This window comes from Ruegeria sp. CDSC052, assembly GCF_059610685.1.
Window position 1 is genome coordinate 139029 of record NZ_JBXWOB010000003.1, and the last position, 14515, is coordinate 153543.

Annotated in this window: 14 protein-coding genes; 7 read left to right on the top strand and 7 right to left on the bottom strand. The window is 55.0% G+C overall.

Annotated features, from left to right (window positions below):
• Positions 1-17 precede the first annotated feature (17 nt).
• The 6 genes from AC2FIM_RS07940 to AC2FIM_RS07965 all read right to left on the bottom strand — a co-directional run bounded on the left by AC2FIM_RS07940 (position 18) and on the right by AC2FIM_RS07965 (position 7791).
• On the bottom strand, positions 18-1787 hold the full coding sequence (locus tag AC2FIM_RS07940) for an adenylate/guanylate cyclase domain-containing protein (RefSeq protein ID WP_281286267.1): 1770 nt from the start codon (positions 1785-1787) through the stop codon (positions 18-20).
• Positions 1788-1872: 85 nt separating this feature from the next.
• Positions 1873-2520, bottom strand: a complete 648-nt coding sequence (locus AC2FIM_RS07945; protein ID WP_246097210.1) for a GNAT family N-acetyltransferase — start codon at positions 2518-2520, stop codon at positions 1873-1875.
• A 153-nt stretch (positions 2521-2673) separates the two neighbouring features.
• Entirely contained in the window at positions 2674-3618 is a 945-nt protein-coding gene (locus tag AC2FIM_RS07950) for an ABC transporter substrate-binding protein (protein WP_271948847.1), read from the bottom strand.
• 48 nt (positions 3619-3666) lie between these two features.
• Positions 3667-4674 carry an ABC transporter permease gene (locus tag AC2FIM_RS07955; protein WP_496677104.1) on the bottom strand — a complete coding sequence of 336 codons (1008 nt, stop codon included), beginning with the start codon at positions 4672-4674 and terminating at the stop codon, positions 3667-3669.
• Positions 4671-6197, bottom strand: coding sequence for a sugar ABC transporter ATP-binding protein (locus tag AC2FIM_RS07960; protein ID WP_142636298.1), 1527 nt, complete (start codon positions 6195-6197; stop codon positions 4671-4673). The genes AC2FIM_RS07955 and AC2FIM_RS07960 overlap by 4 nt, the downstream gene beginning before the upstream one ends.
• 40 nt (positions 6198-6237) lie before the next feature.
• Entirely contained in the window at positions 6238-7791 is a 1554-nt protein-coding gene (locus tag AC2FIM_RS07965; protein WP_496708043.1) for a UxaA family hydrolase, read from the bottom strand.
• Between the two features lie 83 nt (positions 7792-7874).
• Between AC2FIM_RS07965 and AC2FIM_RS07970 the strand changes: the two genes are divergently transcribed.
• The 6 genes from AC2FIM_RS07970 to AC2FIM_RS07995 all read left to right on the top strand — a co-directional run bounded on the left by AC2FIM_RS07970 (position 7875) and on the right by AC2FIM_RS07995 (position 12610).
• The gene (locus AC2FIM_RS07970; protein ID WP_282021760.1) at positions 7875-8612 is read left to right on the top strand and encodes a GntR family transcriptional regulator; all 738 of its coding nucleotides are present in this window, start codon (positions 7875-7877) and stop codon (positions 8610-8612) included.
• On the top strand, positions 8609-9661 hold the full coding sequence (locus AC2FIM_RS07975; RefSeq protein WP_142636300.1) for an aldo/keto reductase: 1053 nt from the start codon (positions 8609-8611) through the stop codon (positions 9659-9661). Before AC2FIM_RS07970 ends, AC2FIM_RS07975 begins: the two co-directional genes overlap by 4 nt.
• Positions 9651-10079, top strand: coding sequence for an RbsD/FucU family protein (locus AC2FIM_RS07980; protein WP_142636301.1), 429 nt, complete (start codon positions 9651-9653; stop codon positions 10077-10079). The genes AC2FIM_RS07975 and AC2FIM_RS07980 overlap by 11 nt, the downstream gene beginning before the upstream one ends.
• Complete coding sequence (locus AC2FIM_RS07985; protein WP_142636303.1) at positions 10076-10906, top strand: amidohydrolase family protein; 831 nt, start codon at positions 10076-10078, stop codon at positions 10904-10906. The genes AC2FIM_RS07980 and AC2FIM_RS07985 overlap by 4 nt, the downstream gene beginning before the upstream one ends.
• An 86-nt stretch (positions 10907-10992) precedes the next feature.
• Positions 10993-11748 carry an SDR family oxidoreductase gene (locus tag AC2FIM_RS07990; RefSeq protein ID WP_142636305.1) on the top strand — a complete coding sequence of 252 codons (756 nt, stop codon included), beginning with the start codon at positions 10993-10995 and terminating at the stop codon, positions 11746-11748.
• Between the two features lie 19 nt (positions 11749-11767).
• On the top strand, positions 11768-12610 hold the full coding sequence (locus AC2FIM_RS07995; RefSeq protein ID WP_496708015.1) for a fumarylacetoacetate hydrolase family protein: 843 nt from the start codon (positions 11768-11770) through the stop codon (positions 12608-12610).
• A gap of 32 nt (positions 12611-12642) precedes the next feature.
• Here AC2FIM_RS07995 and AC2FIM_RS08000 read toward each other — a convergent pair whose 3' ends face one another.
• Positions 12643-13680 carry a GlxA family transcriptional regulator gene (locus tag AC2FIM_RS08000; RefSeq protein WP_246097212.1) on the bottom strand — a complete coding sequence of 346 codons (1038 nt, stop codon included), beginning with the start codon at positions 13678-13680 and terminating at the stop codon, positions 12643-12645.
• A 157-nt stretch (positions 13681-13837) separates the two neighbouring features.
• Here AC2FIM_RS08000 and AC2FIM_RS08005 point away from each other — a divergent pair, with 157 nt between their 5' ends.
• Positions 13838-14515, top strand: a complete 678-nt coding sequence (locus AC2FIM_RS08005) for a GntR family transcriptional regulator (protein WP_271948861.1) — start codon at positions 13838-13840, stop codon at positions 14513-14515.

A 14515-nucleotide genomic window follows, 5' to 3' on the forward strand; every position in this document is an offset into this window, starting at 1 on the left:
TCGCGCCTTTTTCCGTTCTAAAATCCCGCTTTTTTCAGCCCTTCGACAAAGTGCTGCGTGTCGTCTTCCAGACGGTCGGGCAGCACCTTGGCCCAGCGTGACAAAGAAAAGTTCGGGTGTGCGGCGCGGTGCTTTTCAGCAATCATACGTGCCATATCCATGTTGCCCAGCTGCGCATGGCTGGCGGCCAGCATCCGTTGACCCTCGGTTGGATTGTTCATCTTGTTGACGGTTTCGATAACATCTTCATAGCGCCTGAGATTGTAATAGGCGCCGCCGAGGTGCCAGAGATACTGATCCGGAAAGTACGGGTTCAGACGCATGGCCTGTTGCAGATGCGTGATGGCGGTCTCATTTTCCCCCGAATGTGCAAGCGCATCGGCGAAATCCGAATGCATATCCGCATCATTGGGGTTGAGAGCCAAAGCACGTTGGTAAGACTGTAGCGCCGCACTATGCTCCTTGCGATACAGATGGACAAATCCCAGCTCGCCAAATCCCCGTGCGTCTGTTGGGTCCAATTCGATCGACCGCTGTGCCAAAGACAGCGCCTGCTCGAAAGCACTGCCTGGATCTTCGGTCCACGAGTATCGCCAATCCAGATTCAACGTTCGGGACAAGGCGGCGGCGGCACGGGCATAGTTGCCGTCCCGTTCCAGCGCAGATTGATAGAAATTCTGTGCCTTGCGGTTGTCGTTGCGCGTGTATTTGAAGATGTGCTGCTGCCCCTGCAGGACAGAGCCATATGCCTCCAGATCTGAAGGAACGGCCTGAACCATAACTTGGCGCTCATGGGATTCGATCATTACGGCCGTGGCCGCGACGATACATTCAGTCACCTCGTCCAGAATATCAAATATATCGTCAATGTTTCGATCAAACCGCTCACCCCAAATCGTGCGTTCAGTGTTTGCATCGACCAGTTCCGCAGTAATGCGGATTCGACTGGAAGAGCGACGCACACTGCCACGGGCGATATACCGGACATTCAGCTTTCTTGCGGCTTCCTTCGGTGGCATGGACTGCGCCCTGAAGAAGAATGATGAGTTTCGGGCGATGACGAAAAGGTTTCTGAATTTGGAAAGGTTCAGAATGATGTCGTCGGTCAGACCATCGGCAATCCAGCCGTCAGACTCATCCCCGCCGCTGATGCTAAACGGTAGCACAGCGACCGACGGAGTGTCCGGGCGTTCCAACAGATCGACGATAGCGTCGGGACGCATGGTGCCCGCCAAAGTAGCACCGGCAACCTCGCTGCGGACACAGTAGGTAGAAACCGGCGAAAGAATGTTCTTCAGATGCTGCGGACCGAGAAATTCGTACCCATACCGCAACCGGTTACAAACCTGATCATACACCGCAGAGCTGACATAGACCCGCTCGGGTTCCGCAATTTCTTGCAATCGCGCTGCAATGTTGACGTTGTCGCCATGAATTCCACGCTCATCTATCAGGATCTCTCCAAGATGGATGCCAACGCGAAACTTGATTTGCTGTTGATCTGATCCTGAATCGTTGTGCTGGGCAGAAATTTGGTGCAGCTCAACACCAAATTCGACCGCGCTGGTCGCTGTTTCAAACAGGGCCAGGATGCCGTCACCGCGCACTTCGACCACACGCCCCTGATAACGGGCGCATGCGGCTTCGATCTGCGATAGAAGTGTCTTCAAAGCGTTGTAGGTGTCGAGTTCGTTCTCACTCATCAGGCGAGAATAGCCGACGACATCTGCAAATAAGACTGCACCCAGCTTCTGAGTGATTGATGAATTCGGGTTAACTGTATTCACTGGCGGTACTCGATTCCTGAGTTCTGAACGAACCCTAACTTTTGTATAACAAAAAAAGATTTGAAATGATTGGTAATAACGTCTCTTAGTCCGACCCAGTCTCTTGCGGGGGCCAACACCAGCAATCCGAGGCATTATTGCCAAGCTTAACGATGGTTTCACCGCCCAATTCTTTCGCCAGTGAATTTCGGTTTTCGAACCAATCGCTGCTCAGCAACCCGACCACAACCATATCGTGAAATTGACCATCTGCAAACCAGGCCTGACGCATCGACCCCTCGATCTGACACCCCAGTCTGGCAACCAGGTCTCTGCTGCTGACATTATCCGCTCTATAATATGAAGTCAGCCGGTTCAGCCCCAGTTGCCGAAAGGCGAAATCGGCGACCAAAGCCGTCGCCCTGATACCAACTCCATGGCGGCGCACCGAATGATCGACGAACATCGCAACGACAGCATCGCGATTGATCGGCGATATCCCCTCGAGGCCGCTCATGCCGACCAGTTTTCCCGCCGAATTCTCAACAACAAACCAACACCTGCGGCCGATGGCTGAGCCGGTGAACATGTCGCTCCAGCTTTCCTCTGTCTGTGCAAGATTAAGAGGAATGCGGGACACGCGTTCGAATTTGGCTAAATCCTCTACATTTTGAAACCAGGGCAGAATTGTCTCAAGGTCGGATTTTTCCAGGGGACGCAGGACATAGGTCTTGTTGCTGGGCTTTTTTTTCACCGGAATTTCAACCTTTAATAAACATCAAAAAAATAACCTGTAGAGGATAGCATGAAAACGCCGCAAACAGAAAAGATGATTGTTGCAACCCAGTAAGACAAAAAAACCGGTCCGCCGATCGGGCGAACCGGTCCGTATTAAGCTGTCAGGCTCTTAGTCGTAAAGAACTGCCGCGATCTTCGGATCGTCAATATTGGAAGCATCGTAATAGTAAAAGCCGGTGTCGATTAGGGCGGGGACTTCTTCGCCTTTCATCGCCGCGACGGCCGCCTTGACCGTTTCATAGCCGATACCAACCGGGTTCTGGGTGATTGCCCCGGTCATCAGACCACTTTTGATCGCGTCTTTTTGGGCTTTGCCGCTGTCATAGCCAATGATGACAAGGCCTTCGGTGCCCAATTCCTGTACCCCGTTCACGACACCAATGGCAGAGCCTTCATTGGTGCCAAAAATACCATCCAGATCGGGGTTTGCAGTGAGGATCGCTTTTGTCACCTCGGTTGATTTCAGATGATCGCCCTGCCCGTACTGAACGGTGACAACCTCGATATCAGGGTATTTTTCCGCAATGCGGTTCACAAATCCATCGCGGCGGTCAATGCCAGTGCGGCTGGTCTGGTCGTGGGCTACCACTGCAACTTTGCCTTTTCCACCAATCTTTTCGGCCATTTTGTCAGCGGCAAGCCCCGCTGCAGCTAGGTTGTCGGTTGTGGCAGTAGAAACAGGAATATCACTGTCGACACCGCTGTCAAAAGCGATGATCGGGATACCCTTGTCATTTGCCTGCTTCAGCAACGGAATGGCGGCCTGACTGTCGAGTGCGGCAAAGCCGATGGCTTTTGGATTGTTTGCCAGTGCTGCGGCCAGCATGTCGATCTGACGGTCGACCATCGTTTCGTTGTCCGGTCCTTCGAATGTGATTGTGACGTCAAACTCTTCGGCTGCCTGTTCGGCGCCCTGCTTTACCGCCTGCCAGAATTGGTGCTGGAACCCTTTGGATACCAGCGGAATATAGATTTCTTCCGCCATGGCCATCGAGGCCGGAGCTGCGAGGGTGGCTGCGCTGAGCACCCCCAGAACGAAACGACGTGTTAACATGATATTCTCCTCCAGTTGGTCGTTATCTTCTTTGGTCCTAAAAATTGTTCAGCCGGTCTTTTTGCGCCGCGCCATGTCGGCATAGACGGCCAGAATGATGATCGCGCCAGTGACAACGGTCTGCCATTCCTGCGCGACAGACAGAACGCGCAGCCCATTGGTCAGGACAGCCATGATAAGCGCGCCGATGAGCGTTCCCAGGATCGTGCCGCGCCCGCCGGACAGAGAGGTTCCGCCAATGACCACAGCCGCGATGGCCTCAAGTTCGTATCCCAGCCCCAAAGCGGGTTGTGCCGAGTTCAGGCGCGAGGCGATCAGGATGCCGCCGATGCCGCAAATTCCCCCGGCCAGCGCGTAGATTCGCATCTTCCAGGCGTCGGTGTTGACACCCGACAAGCGGACCGCCTCTTCGTTTGATCCCAAAGCGAACGTATAGCGGCCCAAAACAGTGCGGCTGAGGATATAGGATGCTGCAACCGCGACCAAAAACAAGATCAGCACGCCGTTCGGGATAGGTACCGAGGGAACGATTTCTCCGATCAGAGACCCGCGCGAGATCTGATCGAAACCAGGCGTGTCATTGAAATAGATCGGTCGTGTGCCCGAGATAACCAGCGATAGACCCTTGAGGATCAGCATCATGCCCAGCGTCGCGATGAAGGGCGGGATTTTCATTTTGGCCACAAATGTGCCCGAACACAGACCACAAAACGCACCCGCTGCAATGGCTGCAGCAACACCCAAAAGCAGGGGCATGCCGAGATAAGTCAGGGCTACGCCCGCAATCACGGCGCAGAAGGTCATCAAAGTGCCAACCGACAGGTCGATTCCGCCCGTGATGATCACCAGAGTTGCGGCAACGGCCAGTACGCCGTTGACCGAAGTTGCCTGCAGAATGGCGATCATGTTCGAAGTTTGCATGAAGTTCGGCGATGCGATCGAAAAGCCGATCAACAGGGCGATGAGACTGGCAAAGGCCAGCAGCTTTTGATACGCGCCGCTTTCCGACAGGCCCGCAAGGGGCTTTTTTTTGTCTATATCCGTTGCTGTGGTCATATTGCTGTCCCTGTGACCTGCATCGCCGCCGTGCGTTGGGTGGCCAGATGCATGATGTCTTCCTGAGTGGTGTTGTTTCCGCCGGGCAGAATTCCGGTCAGCCGGCCTTCGCACATGACGGCGATGCGGTGGCTGAGGCGCATGATTTCCGGCAATTCGGATGAGATCACGATGATCGTCTTTCCCTGCGCGGCCAGTTCTTCGAGCAGTTTGTAGATTTCCGATTTTGCACCGACATCAATACCGCGCGTGGGTTCGTCAAATATCAGGATGTCGCAATCTCGCAGAAGCCATTTTGCGATGACTACCTTTTGCTGATTGCCGCCGGACAACAGGCGCACCTCCTGCACATCCGAGGGTGTGCGAATGCCAAGCTGGGCGATATAGCCCTTGGCGGTCGAGCTGATTGCGCCGTCGTTTAGTACCCCGGCAGCACTGGTGAACATATCCATCGAAGCGAGAGCGATATTGTCGCGGACATTCATCCCGGTGGCGAGGCCGAAATGCTTGCGATCCTCGGACAGGTACCCGATCCCGGCGCGCACCGCGTCCTGGGGTGAGCGGATGGGAACGCGGTGCCCATGCACGCGGATTTCGCCGCCATCTAAGGGATCAGCGCCAAAGATTGCTCGGGCCACCTCGGTCCGCCCCGCCCCCATCAGCCCGGCAAACCCCAAGATTTCACCCTTCCGGACCGAAAAGCTGACATCTTTCAGATCCGTGCCCCGCGTCAGTCCTGCGACTTCCAGAGAAACCTCGGCATCGCTCAGGTCCGGCACATCCAGAGGGTCTTCGGATACTTCGCGCCCAACCATCATCGCAATGATTTTGCTGATCGGCGTGTCACTGGCACCGACAGTGCCAACATATTCACCGTCGCGCATGACAGTCACACGGTCGGCGATTTGTTTCAGCTCGTCCATTTTGTGGCTGATATAGACAATCCCCACCCCTTCCGCCCTCAGGCGGCGGATGATGACGAACAGCTCGGCAATCTCGGCGTCGTTCAGGGCTGCGGTCGGTTCGTCCATGACCAGAACCTTGGAGCGATAGGACAGCGCCTTGGCAATTTCGACCATCTGCTGCTTGGCAATGGTCAACCCGCCGACCAGCGCTTTGGGATCAAGGTTCAGGTTCATCGCCCCGAAGATTTCAGCGGTTTGAGCGTTCAGCGCGGCCTCGTCCAGGCGACCAAAACGTTTCCGGGGCTCGCGTCCGATAAAGATGTTCTGCGCTACGGTCAGATCATTCATCAGACTCAGTTCCTGATGGATGATCCCGATCCCGAGGTTCTGAGCCTCACGCGGGGATGTGGGACTGGCTGATTTGCCTTGAATGGCCAAGTCGCCGCCATCGCGCTGATAGATCCCGGACAGGATTTTCATCAACGTACTCTTCCCCGCCCCGTTTTCCCCCATAAGCGCGTGGACTTCGCCCGAAAACAGATCGAACTGCACGGATTTCAGCGCGTGCACACCGGGGAAATACTTTTCGATCCCCTTCATTTCGACCAGTTTTTCCATCTCTCCTCCCATTTTGCCCCTACCTCTGACGAACCTGCCGCTACATCACAGCGCCGATTTGCCAGGGGACAAATTCAACGCCCCCAAAACCAAGCTCTTCGCTTTTTGTTTGATCGCCCGATGCGACACGGATCAACATTTCGAACAACTCTTCGCCCTTGGCCTCGATACTGACCCCGTCAGTGACGATGTCGCCGCAATTCAGATCCATGTCCTCGGACATGCGGGCGTACATTTCCGAATTCGTCGCTAGCTTGATGCAGGGCGTGGGTTGATATCCGGAGACCGACCCCCTGCCGGTGGTAAACACGATCAAATTGGCACCCGCCGCCACCTGACCCGTGACTGAGCAAGGATCGAACCCGGGACTGTCCATGAAGACAAAGCCCTTTTTGTCGATAATTTCGCCAAATCTGTAGACGTCGCGCATCGGGGCCGTGCCCCCCTTGGCCACCGCACCCAGAGACTTTTCAAGAATGGTCGTCAGGCCACCGCGCTTGTTTCCGGGGCTTGGATTGTTGTCCATCTCGCCACCATTGCGCTTGGTGTAATCTTCCCACCAATGAATACGGTCGATCAGTTTTTTGCCGATTTCCGGCGTTTCTGCGCGCCGGGTCAAAAGATGCTCGGCGCCATAAATTTCAGAGGTTTCCGATAGGATTGTTGTTCCGCCATGGCGCACAAGCAGATCAGAGGCATATCCAAGCGCCGGATTGGCAGTGATGCCGGAATAACCATCCGAGCCACCGCATTGCATCCCGACCGTAATCGCACTGATCCGAGCGGGCTTGCGGACGGCCTGATTGGCGAGCCGAGCGATCCCCTCCACCTCGGCAAGCCCGCGCTCGATCGTGCGGCGCGTACCGCCTTCGTTTTGGATGGTCATATAGCGCAAGGCACCGTCCTCGCGGATGGGGCGGCCATCAACCAGACTGGCCACTTGCATGACCTCACATCCCAGCCCGATCAGCAGAATGCCGGCAAAGTTCGGGTGCTGGGCGTACCCGGCCAGGGTGCGCATCAACGTAGCATAGCCGTCATCCTTGGCCGACATACCGCAGCCCGTGCCATGCACGATGGGCACCATCCCGTCCACGTTGGGATATGGATCAAGCAACCCACGTTTTAAGGCCGCTTCGGCGATGAACCGGGCTACTGAACCCGAACAATTCACTGTCGTCAGAATTCCGATATAATTGCGCGTGCCAACCTTCCCATCGGACCGGTGATACCCAAGAAAACTCCGCTCTTCGTCGAAATGCGGCAAAGGGGTATTTGCGGTCGCATGGGCATAATCCTGCTGATGGGCCCCCATACCAAGATTGTGGACATGGACGTGATCTCCGGCTGCGATATCTGCCTTTGCCTGACCAATGATCTGACCATAGCGAATGACGTTTTCTCCGGCAGAAATTGGGGCAATAGCAATCTTGTGCCCACGCAGAACCTGATCCCGAAGCGGGACATTCAGCCCGGAAGGCTGCGTGTCGATCTTCAGATCTCGGAGTGCAATGACGATATTGTCGTCCGGGTTCAACCTGACTGTATCGCGCGCTGCGGGCTCAGAAGCCTTTATTTTCTGATCTGGTTGCATCATTTTCCTGTTTGCTGATCCCGACTGCTAATCGTCGGACACGCACTTGTCAACTAACATGTTAGTATGCTAGGTCACCAAATATGAATAAACCACAGGACATAAACGCTCTGCACCTGCGCGATATTTCTACGTCTGAGGGCTCGTTGTCTCAGCGCGTTTACCTCTCAATCAAGCATGCAATCCTGTCGCTGGACTTCGCGCCGGGCGACAACCTCAGGAAGGCGCCGATATGCGAACGCCTTGGCGTTTCGCGTGCGCCCGTGACCGAGGCGATTGCCCGACTTGCTTCCGAGGGTCTGGTGGATGTCGTGCCCCAATCCGGCACGCGTGTATCCTATTTCTCGATGTCCGAAATTCGCGAGGGCATGTTCCTGCGTGAAGCACTTGAACTTGCGACGGTCGCCAAAGTCGCGCGCGATTTGACCGAGGATCAGCGCAAGATACTGGGCCGCAACATGCGTCTGCAAGAGCTGCTGATCGAAGATGAAGATGTCCCCGGCTTTTACGAGGCGGATGAAGAATTCCACGGCCTGCTAATGAAATTCACAGGATTCAACAGGTTAAGCGACGTCGCGCAAACCGTTTCACTGCAAGTGACCAGAGCACGAATGCTGCTGCTGCCCACCCCGGGCCGGGTTGTGGAAACGCTGACCGAACACCGTACCATTTTCAACGCGATTCTTGAGAGAGATGAAAAAGCTGCACAGGACGCCATGCGACGTCATCTGGGGCAGTTGATGCCTCGGATTCAACGCTTGCAGCAGGAACAGTCCCACCTTTTCACGGACTCCCCTCATCCAATACGCGAGGCAGGATGACAGTTACCGCAACAGAGCTTCTAAATGGCCGCACGGCGCGACCCGTTCCGCTGACCAGGATGGGTTTTGGTGGCGCGCCTTTGGGGAATCTCTATCGCAAAGTATCAGATGAGGATGCGCAGGCTGCGCTGCAGGCAGCCTTTGATTTGGGCATCCGATTTTTTGACACCGCACCGCAATATGGGCTGGGCCGCTCCGAGCAACGATTTGGCCAGGCTATTGCCCGATTCGGACGCGAAGAGATTCAACTTTCGACCAAGATCGGGCGTCTGCTGCTGGATTGCGCACCGCATCAGGTCACACCCGAAGCCTTTGTTGATGTGCCGCAGAAACGTATCGTTTTCGACTATACCTATGACGGGGTCATGCGATCCTACGACGCCAGCCGCGACCGGTTGGGTGTCTCATGCGCCGATATCCTGCTTGTGCATGACGTCTGTGCGTTCAGTCAGGGCAGTCAGGAGGCATCTGATGCCAAGATCCGGGAACTGTTCGATGGCGGCGGATACAAAGCTCTGGTCGAACTTCGTGAAGCCGGTGAAATCTCCGCCATTGGAGCCGGTGTAAATGAATGGCAGGTCTGCGAAAGATTATTGGGCTTGGGCGACTTTGACGGGTTTCTTCTGGCAGGCCGTTATACCCTCTTGGAACAAGACGCTTTAGACAGCTTTCTACCCCTTTGCGAAAAGCGGGACGTGGGCATAATTCTTGGCGGGCCGTACAACTCGGGTATCCTCGCAACCGGCGCTGTTTCCGGTGCGAAATACAATTATGCTGATGCACCCGAAGAGATCCTTGCCCGAGTTCGCCAGATCGAGGCTGTCTGCTCAGCCCATGATACACCACTGATCGCTGCTGCCTTGCAATTTGTCCTTGGCCATCCCTGCGTCAAAACCGTTGTCCCCGGCGCGGTGAATGCGGCCGAGGTGCAGGCCAATGCGGCCCTGCTCGAACGTCAAATCCCCGCTGCGCTTTGGTCTGATCTGTGTTCGGAAGGATTGATCCGTTCCGACGCCCCCCTTCCCGGAGAGGCTGCCTATGCTGCGTAATATTGATCCCATCCTGTCGCCTGACCTGTTGTACACCCTGCGCGCTATGGGGCATGGCGATGAAATCGTGATTGCGGATGCGAATTTCCCCGGCTCCAGCTCTGGGCCGGGCTGCATACGTGCCGACGGGTCAAGCGCCAGCGAAATCCTAAGAGCTATTTTGTCTGTCATGCCGTTGGACACATTTGTCCCTGACCCGGCCCTGACCATGCAGGTTGTTGGCGATCCGGATGCTATACCTGAGGCCATAGCCGATTTTCAGACCATTATCAGCGAAATAGCGGACCACCCGGCCACGATACAGGGCCTTGAACGTTTCGCCTTTTACGACCGGGCGGCCACAGCTTTTGCGATCGTGCAAACCGGCGAACGTCGGCTGTATGGCAACATCATCCTGAAAAAGGGTGTTCTTGGATGAAGATCGACGCCCATCAGCATTTTTGGACATTGGCGCGCGAAGACTATGGCTGGCTGACACCGGATCTGGGGCCGATTTACGCGGATTTCGCGCCCGCGGATCTGGCCCCATTGCTGAAAGGAGCGGGAATTGACGGTACGGTCTTAGTACAGGCTGCGCCGACAGCTGCTGAGACCGAATATCTGCTGTCACTCGCCGAGCAGGCCCCGTTCATAAAAGGCGTTGTCGGATGGGTTGATTTTGAGGCCGCCGACGCACCGGAACAAATCGCACGACTGGCTGCCCACCCGGTCTTTGTCGGTTTGCGCCCCATGGTTCAGGACATTCCCGACCCATTATGGATGCTCAGGGATGGGCTGACACCGGCTTTTGACTCTCTGCAACAGTCAAACCTTACCTTTGATGCGCTGACCCTGCCGCGACATCTGGGGCCGCTTCAACAGCTGCTGGAACGGCACCCACATATGTGCACGGTAATTGATCACGGTGCCAAGCCCCTGATCCGGGAGGGAGTCATGGAGGGCTGGCAAGAAGACATGTCGACATTGGCCCGAAATACAAATGCCTGGTGCAAACTTTCCGGGTTGGTGACCGAGGCCGGGGCGAATTGGACGGTAGAAGATTTGAAGCCTTATGTGAATCACCTGCTGAACACATTCGGGCCCTATCGCCTGATCTGGGGCAGCGACTGGCCGGTTTGCACATTAAACAGCAGTTATGAACGATGGCTCGAGGCGACCGATACGCTGTTAACCGGTCTGTCACCACACGAGCATCAGGCGATACGGGGCGGTAATGCTGCCCATGCCTATGATCTCAGGAACTAGATTGATCTTTCCGAGGCTGTATGCCGATGGGATTTTGCCGTCGTGGTTCCCAGAAGCTTGGATTTTAGAAGGAGATTGAATTAGATATGACATCATCCGAAAACCTTGGCCGTCTGGCTGGAAAAACTGCTCTGATCACCGCTGCGGGACAGGGCATAGGGCGTGCAACAGCCGAATTGTTCGCCGCCGAAGGTGCACAGGTTTTTGCCAGCGACATTAATGATACCTCTCTGGCAGAGTTGCAAAATATCCAAGGCGTTACGTCGGTAAAACTTGACGTAACCGATGCGGCGGCAGTGCAGGACTTCGTCGCGGGCACGCCCCCGTTGGATGTTTTGTTCAACTGCGCAGGATATGTGGCTGGCGGGTCCATTCTGGAATGTGATGAACGTGACTGGGATTCCAGTTTTGAGCTGAACGTCAAATCGATGTACCGGCTGATCCAATGTGCCCTGCCAACAATGCTGGAACATGGTGGCGGGTCTATCATCAACATGTCTTCGGTCGCCTCTTCGTTGAAGGGCGTTCCAAACAGGTTTGCATACTGCGCCTCGAAAGCCGCCGTAATCGGACTGACGAAATCGATCGCAGCCGATTTCGTTACTCAAGGCATCCGGTGCAATGCGATCTGCCCCGGCACTGTCGACAGCCCCAGCTTGCACGACCGGTTGCGCGCAACTGGGGATTACGAGAAAGCAATGACTGATTTTATCGCGCGGCAACCCATGGGCCGCATCGGAACCGCAGATGAGATCGCGGAACTTGCGCTCTATCTGGCCAGCGATGCCAGCAAATACACAACCGGACAGCCCTTTGCCATTGATGGCGGCTGGACGATCTGAAGCAAATGAGGAATGTGAAATGAAATTGCTACGATACGGCCCAGCAGGCGCGGAAAAGCCGGGCATAGTTGATAAAGACGGCACTATCCGGGACCTGTCGGGGATCGTCGCCGACATTGCTGGGGAAGCGCTTAGCGATGAAACCCTCGCACGGCTGCGCGCGCTGGATCTTGAAACCCTGCCACCCGTCGATGCCGACAGCCGTATCGGCGCCTGTGTTGGACGTGTCGGCAAGTTCATCTGCATCGGTTTAAACTTTGCCGATCACGCGGCCGAAAGCGGCATGCACCTACCTGCTGAGCCGGTGGTCTTTTTCAAAGCGACATCCGCCATCATAGGCCCCGATGACACGGTTGAAATCCCCCGCGGGTCAGTCAAGACCGACTGGGAGGTGGAACTGGGCGTCGTCATCGGAAAAGAAGCAAAATACATCTCGGAGGATGAAGCACTGGCCCATGTGGCAGGATATTGTGTGATCAATGACCTGTCAGAACGGGATTTTCAGTTGCACCGTTCAGGTCAGTGGGTCAAAGGTAAATCCGCAGATACGTTCGGCCCAATCGGTCCCTGGCTGGTGACACGGGACGAAATCCCTGATCCCCAAGACCTGCCAATGTTTCTTGAGGTGAACGGGCATCGGTATCAGGATGGCTCGACCAGAACGATGCATTTCAGTGTCACAGCGGTGATCTCGCACCTGTCGCAATTCATGTCACTGCAACCCGGCGACGTGATCTCGACCGGGACACCCCCCGGTGTGGGTCTGGGGCAAAATCCGCAGGTTTACCTCAAACCTGGAGACAAGATGGAACTGGGGATCGAAGGTCTGGGGGTTCAACGTCAGAACGTTATACAGGGATAGTCCCTGGGACCTATCAAGTGGTGCTCATCCAGTCATTCTGGGTGGGTTTCCTCGGACCAGGATCGCCGGAAATTATGCGGTGATATTCTGAATCGGTTCCGGAAATGCACAGAAAGCCTATCCGTACTGGAAAACCCGGATGCAAAGGCTATCTCAGAAACGCTCAGGTTTGTTTCATTCAACAGGGCAAAAGCACGGTCCAGCCTGAGTTCATTATAGAACCGTCCCGGCGACATGTTAGTGTGCTGCCTGAACAGCCGCTCCATATGCCGGCGGGACAGGGACGCCTGATCCGCTATTGCCTCGAGGCTAAGCTGCGTTTCAATATTCTCGCGCATGATTTGCACCGCTTCGATCAATTTGGCATTTCGCGTGCCCAAAAGCGCCGAAACCGGCGATACCTGTTTGCTGCCGCCTTCTCCCAGCCTTCTGTGCAGGCACATTTCCGAAACATTGTTCGCCAAGGCGTTGCCAAACAATTCCTCGATAACTTCAAGCATCATGTCAGTGCTGGCGTGCCCGCCCCCGCATGTTCTAAGTTTCCCGTCAATTTCATAGAGGTTCTGGGTCGGCTCCATTGTTGGGAAGTTCTCACAAAAGCCAGGCCGGTTTTCCCAATGGACGGTAAAGTTTCTGGTTCCGATCACGCCCGCCTTTGCTAAGGCAAATGCACCGGTACAAATCCCACCGAACTCACATCCATGCGCCTTTTGTCGCCGAATCCAGTTCAGGACATTTGTGTTGAAAGACCTCATCGGTTGCGTTCCGGAACACACAAAGACAAACGCTCCCTTCTCCAGGTCATGGACCGAGTGATCCGCCTGAACACGTATGCCGTTGGAACAGGTCACGGGTTCTCCGTCGGTGGAGAGCACGTACCATTCGAACAGCTGCTTTCTGGACAGTTGATTTGATATGCGCAGAGGCTCAATCGCGGCACTGAAAGCCAGCATCGTCGTGTTGGGTAAAAGCAGAAAATAGAAGGCCTTGGGCGGCCCGTCATAGGAAACGTCCACGGAAATTGCGCCTTTTGGCAAAAAGCGCGGATTATCCATACGATCCTCTTTCATGTTTAATCCTTATAGAACGTGACCATTTTTACTGTGGCAGCCGAGACGGCTTGAAATCAATCAACACTTTATATTCATTAGTGAATGCAAGGCTCTTGGAAAATCGGTGTCTATTTTGTATTTTGGATACAAAATTACACCAGCAGAGACTGTAACAATGCCAAGAACCCGCGCAATTCCCAGGCAAAGTTTGCCCGATGTCATCACAAATGACCTGCGCGAGCGGATTCTAAGCGGTGAGATGGCAGAAGGTGAAGCCATCCGTCAAGAAGCCCTGGCAGAAGACTATGACGTGTCACGCATGCCCATACGAGAAGCGTTAAAACGGCTTGATGCAGAGGGTCTTGTGCAGCTGACCAACAATCGCGGCGCTGCGGTGACAAGACATTCGCTGTCAGAAATCGGCGAGATATTTGACCTGCGGATAATGTTGGAGGTCGACCTGTTCAGGCGTGCAATTCCACAGATGACCGAGGCAAATTTTGCCGAATGCGAAAGGTTTCTGGACGAAATGGAAACGTCCTACGAAGCCTATGATGTCGGGCGGTGGGGTGGTTTGAACTACGAATACCACAATGCGCTTTACGCAGCAGCAGGCCGTGGGATCACCAATGATATACTACAACGGATCAATCTACAGTCCGATCGCTATGTCCGTATGCACCTGAGCGTTATGGAACAACGCGAGCCCGCGAAAAAGGACCATCGCCAACTGCTGACGCTGGCCGAGAATGGGCAAGTTGAGGAAGCCTGCGCGCTGTTGACCCAACATATTGGGCGTACAAAAGACCATTTGCTTGCGATGGTCACCGCAACGCGCAGTTCCGAGAGCTAA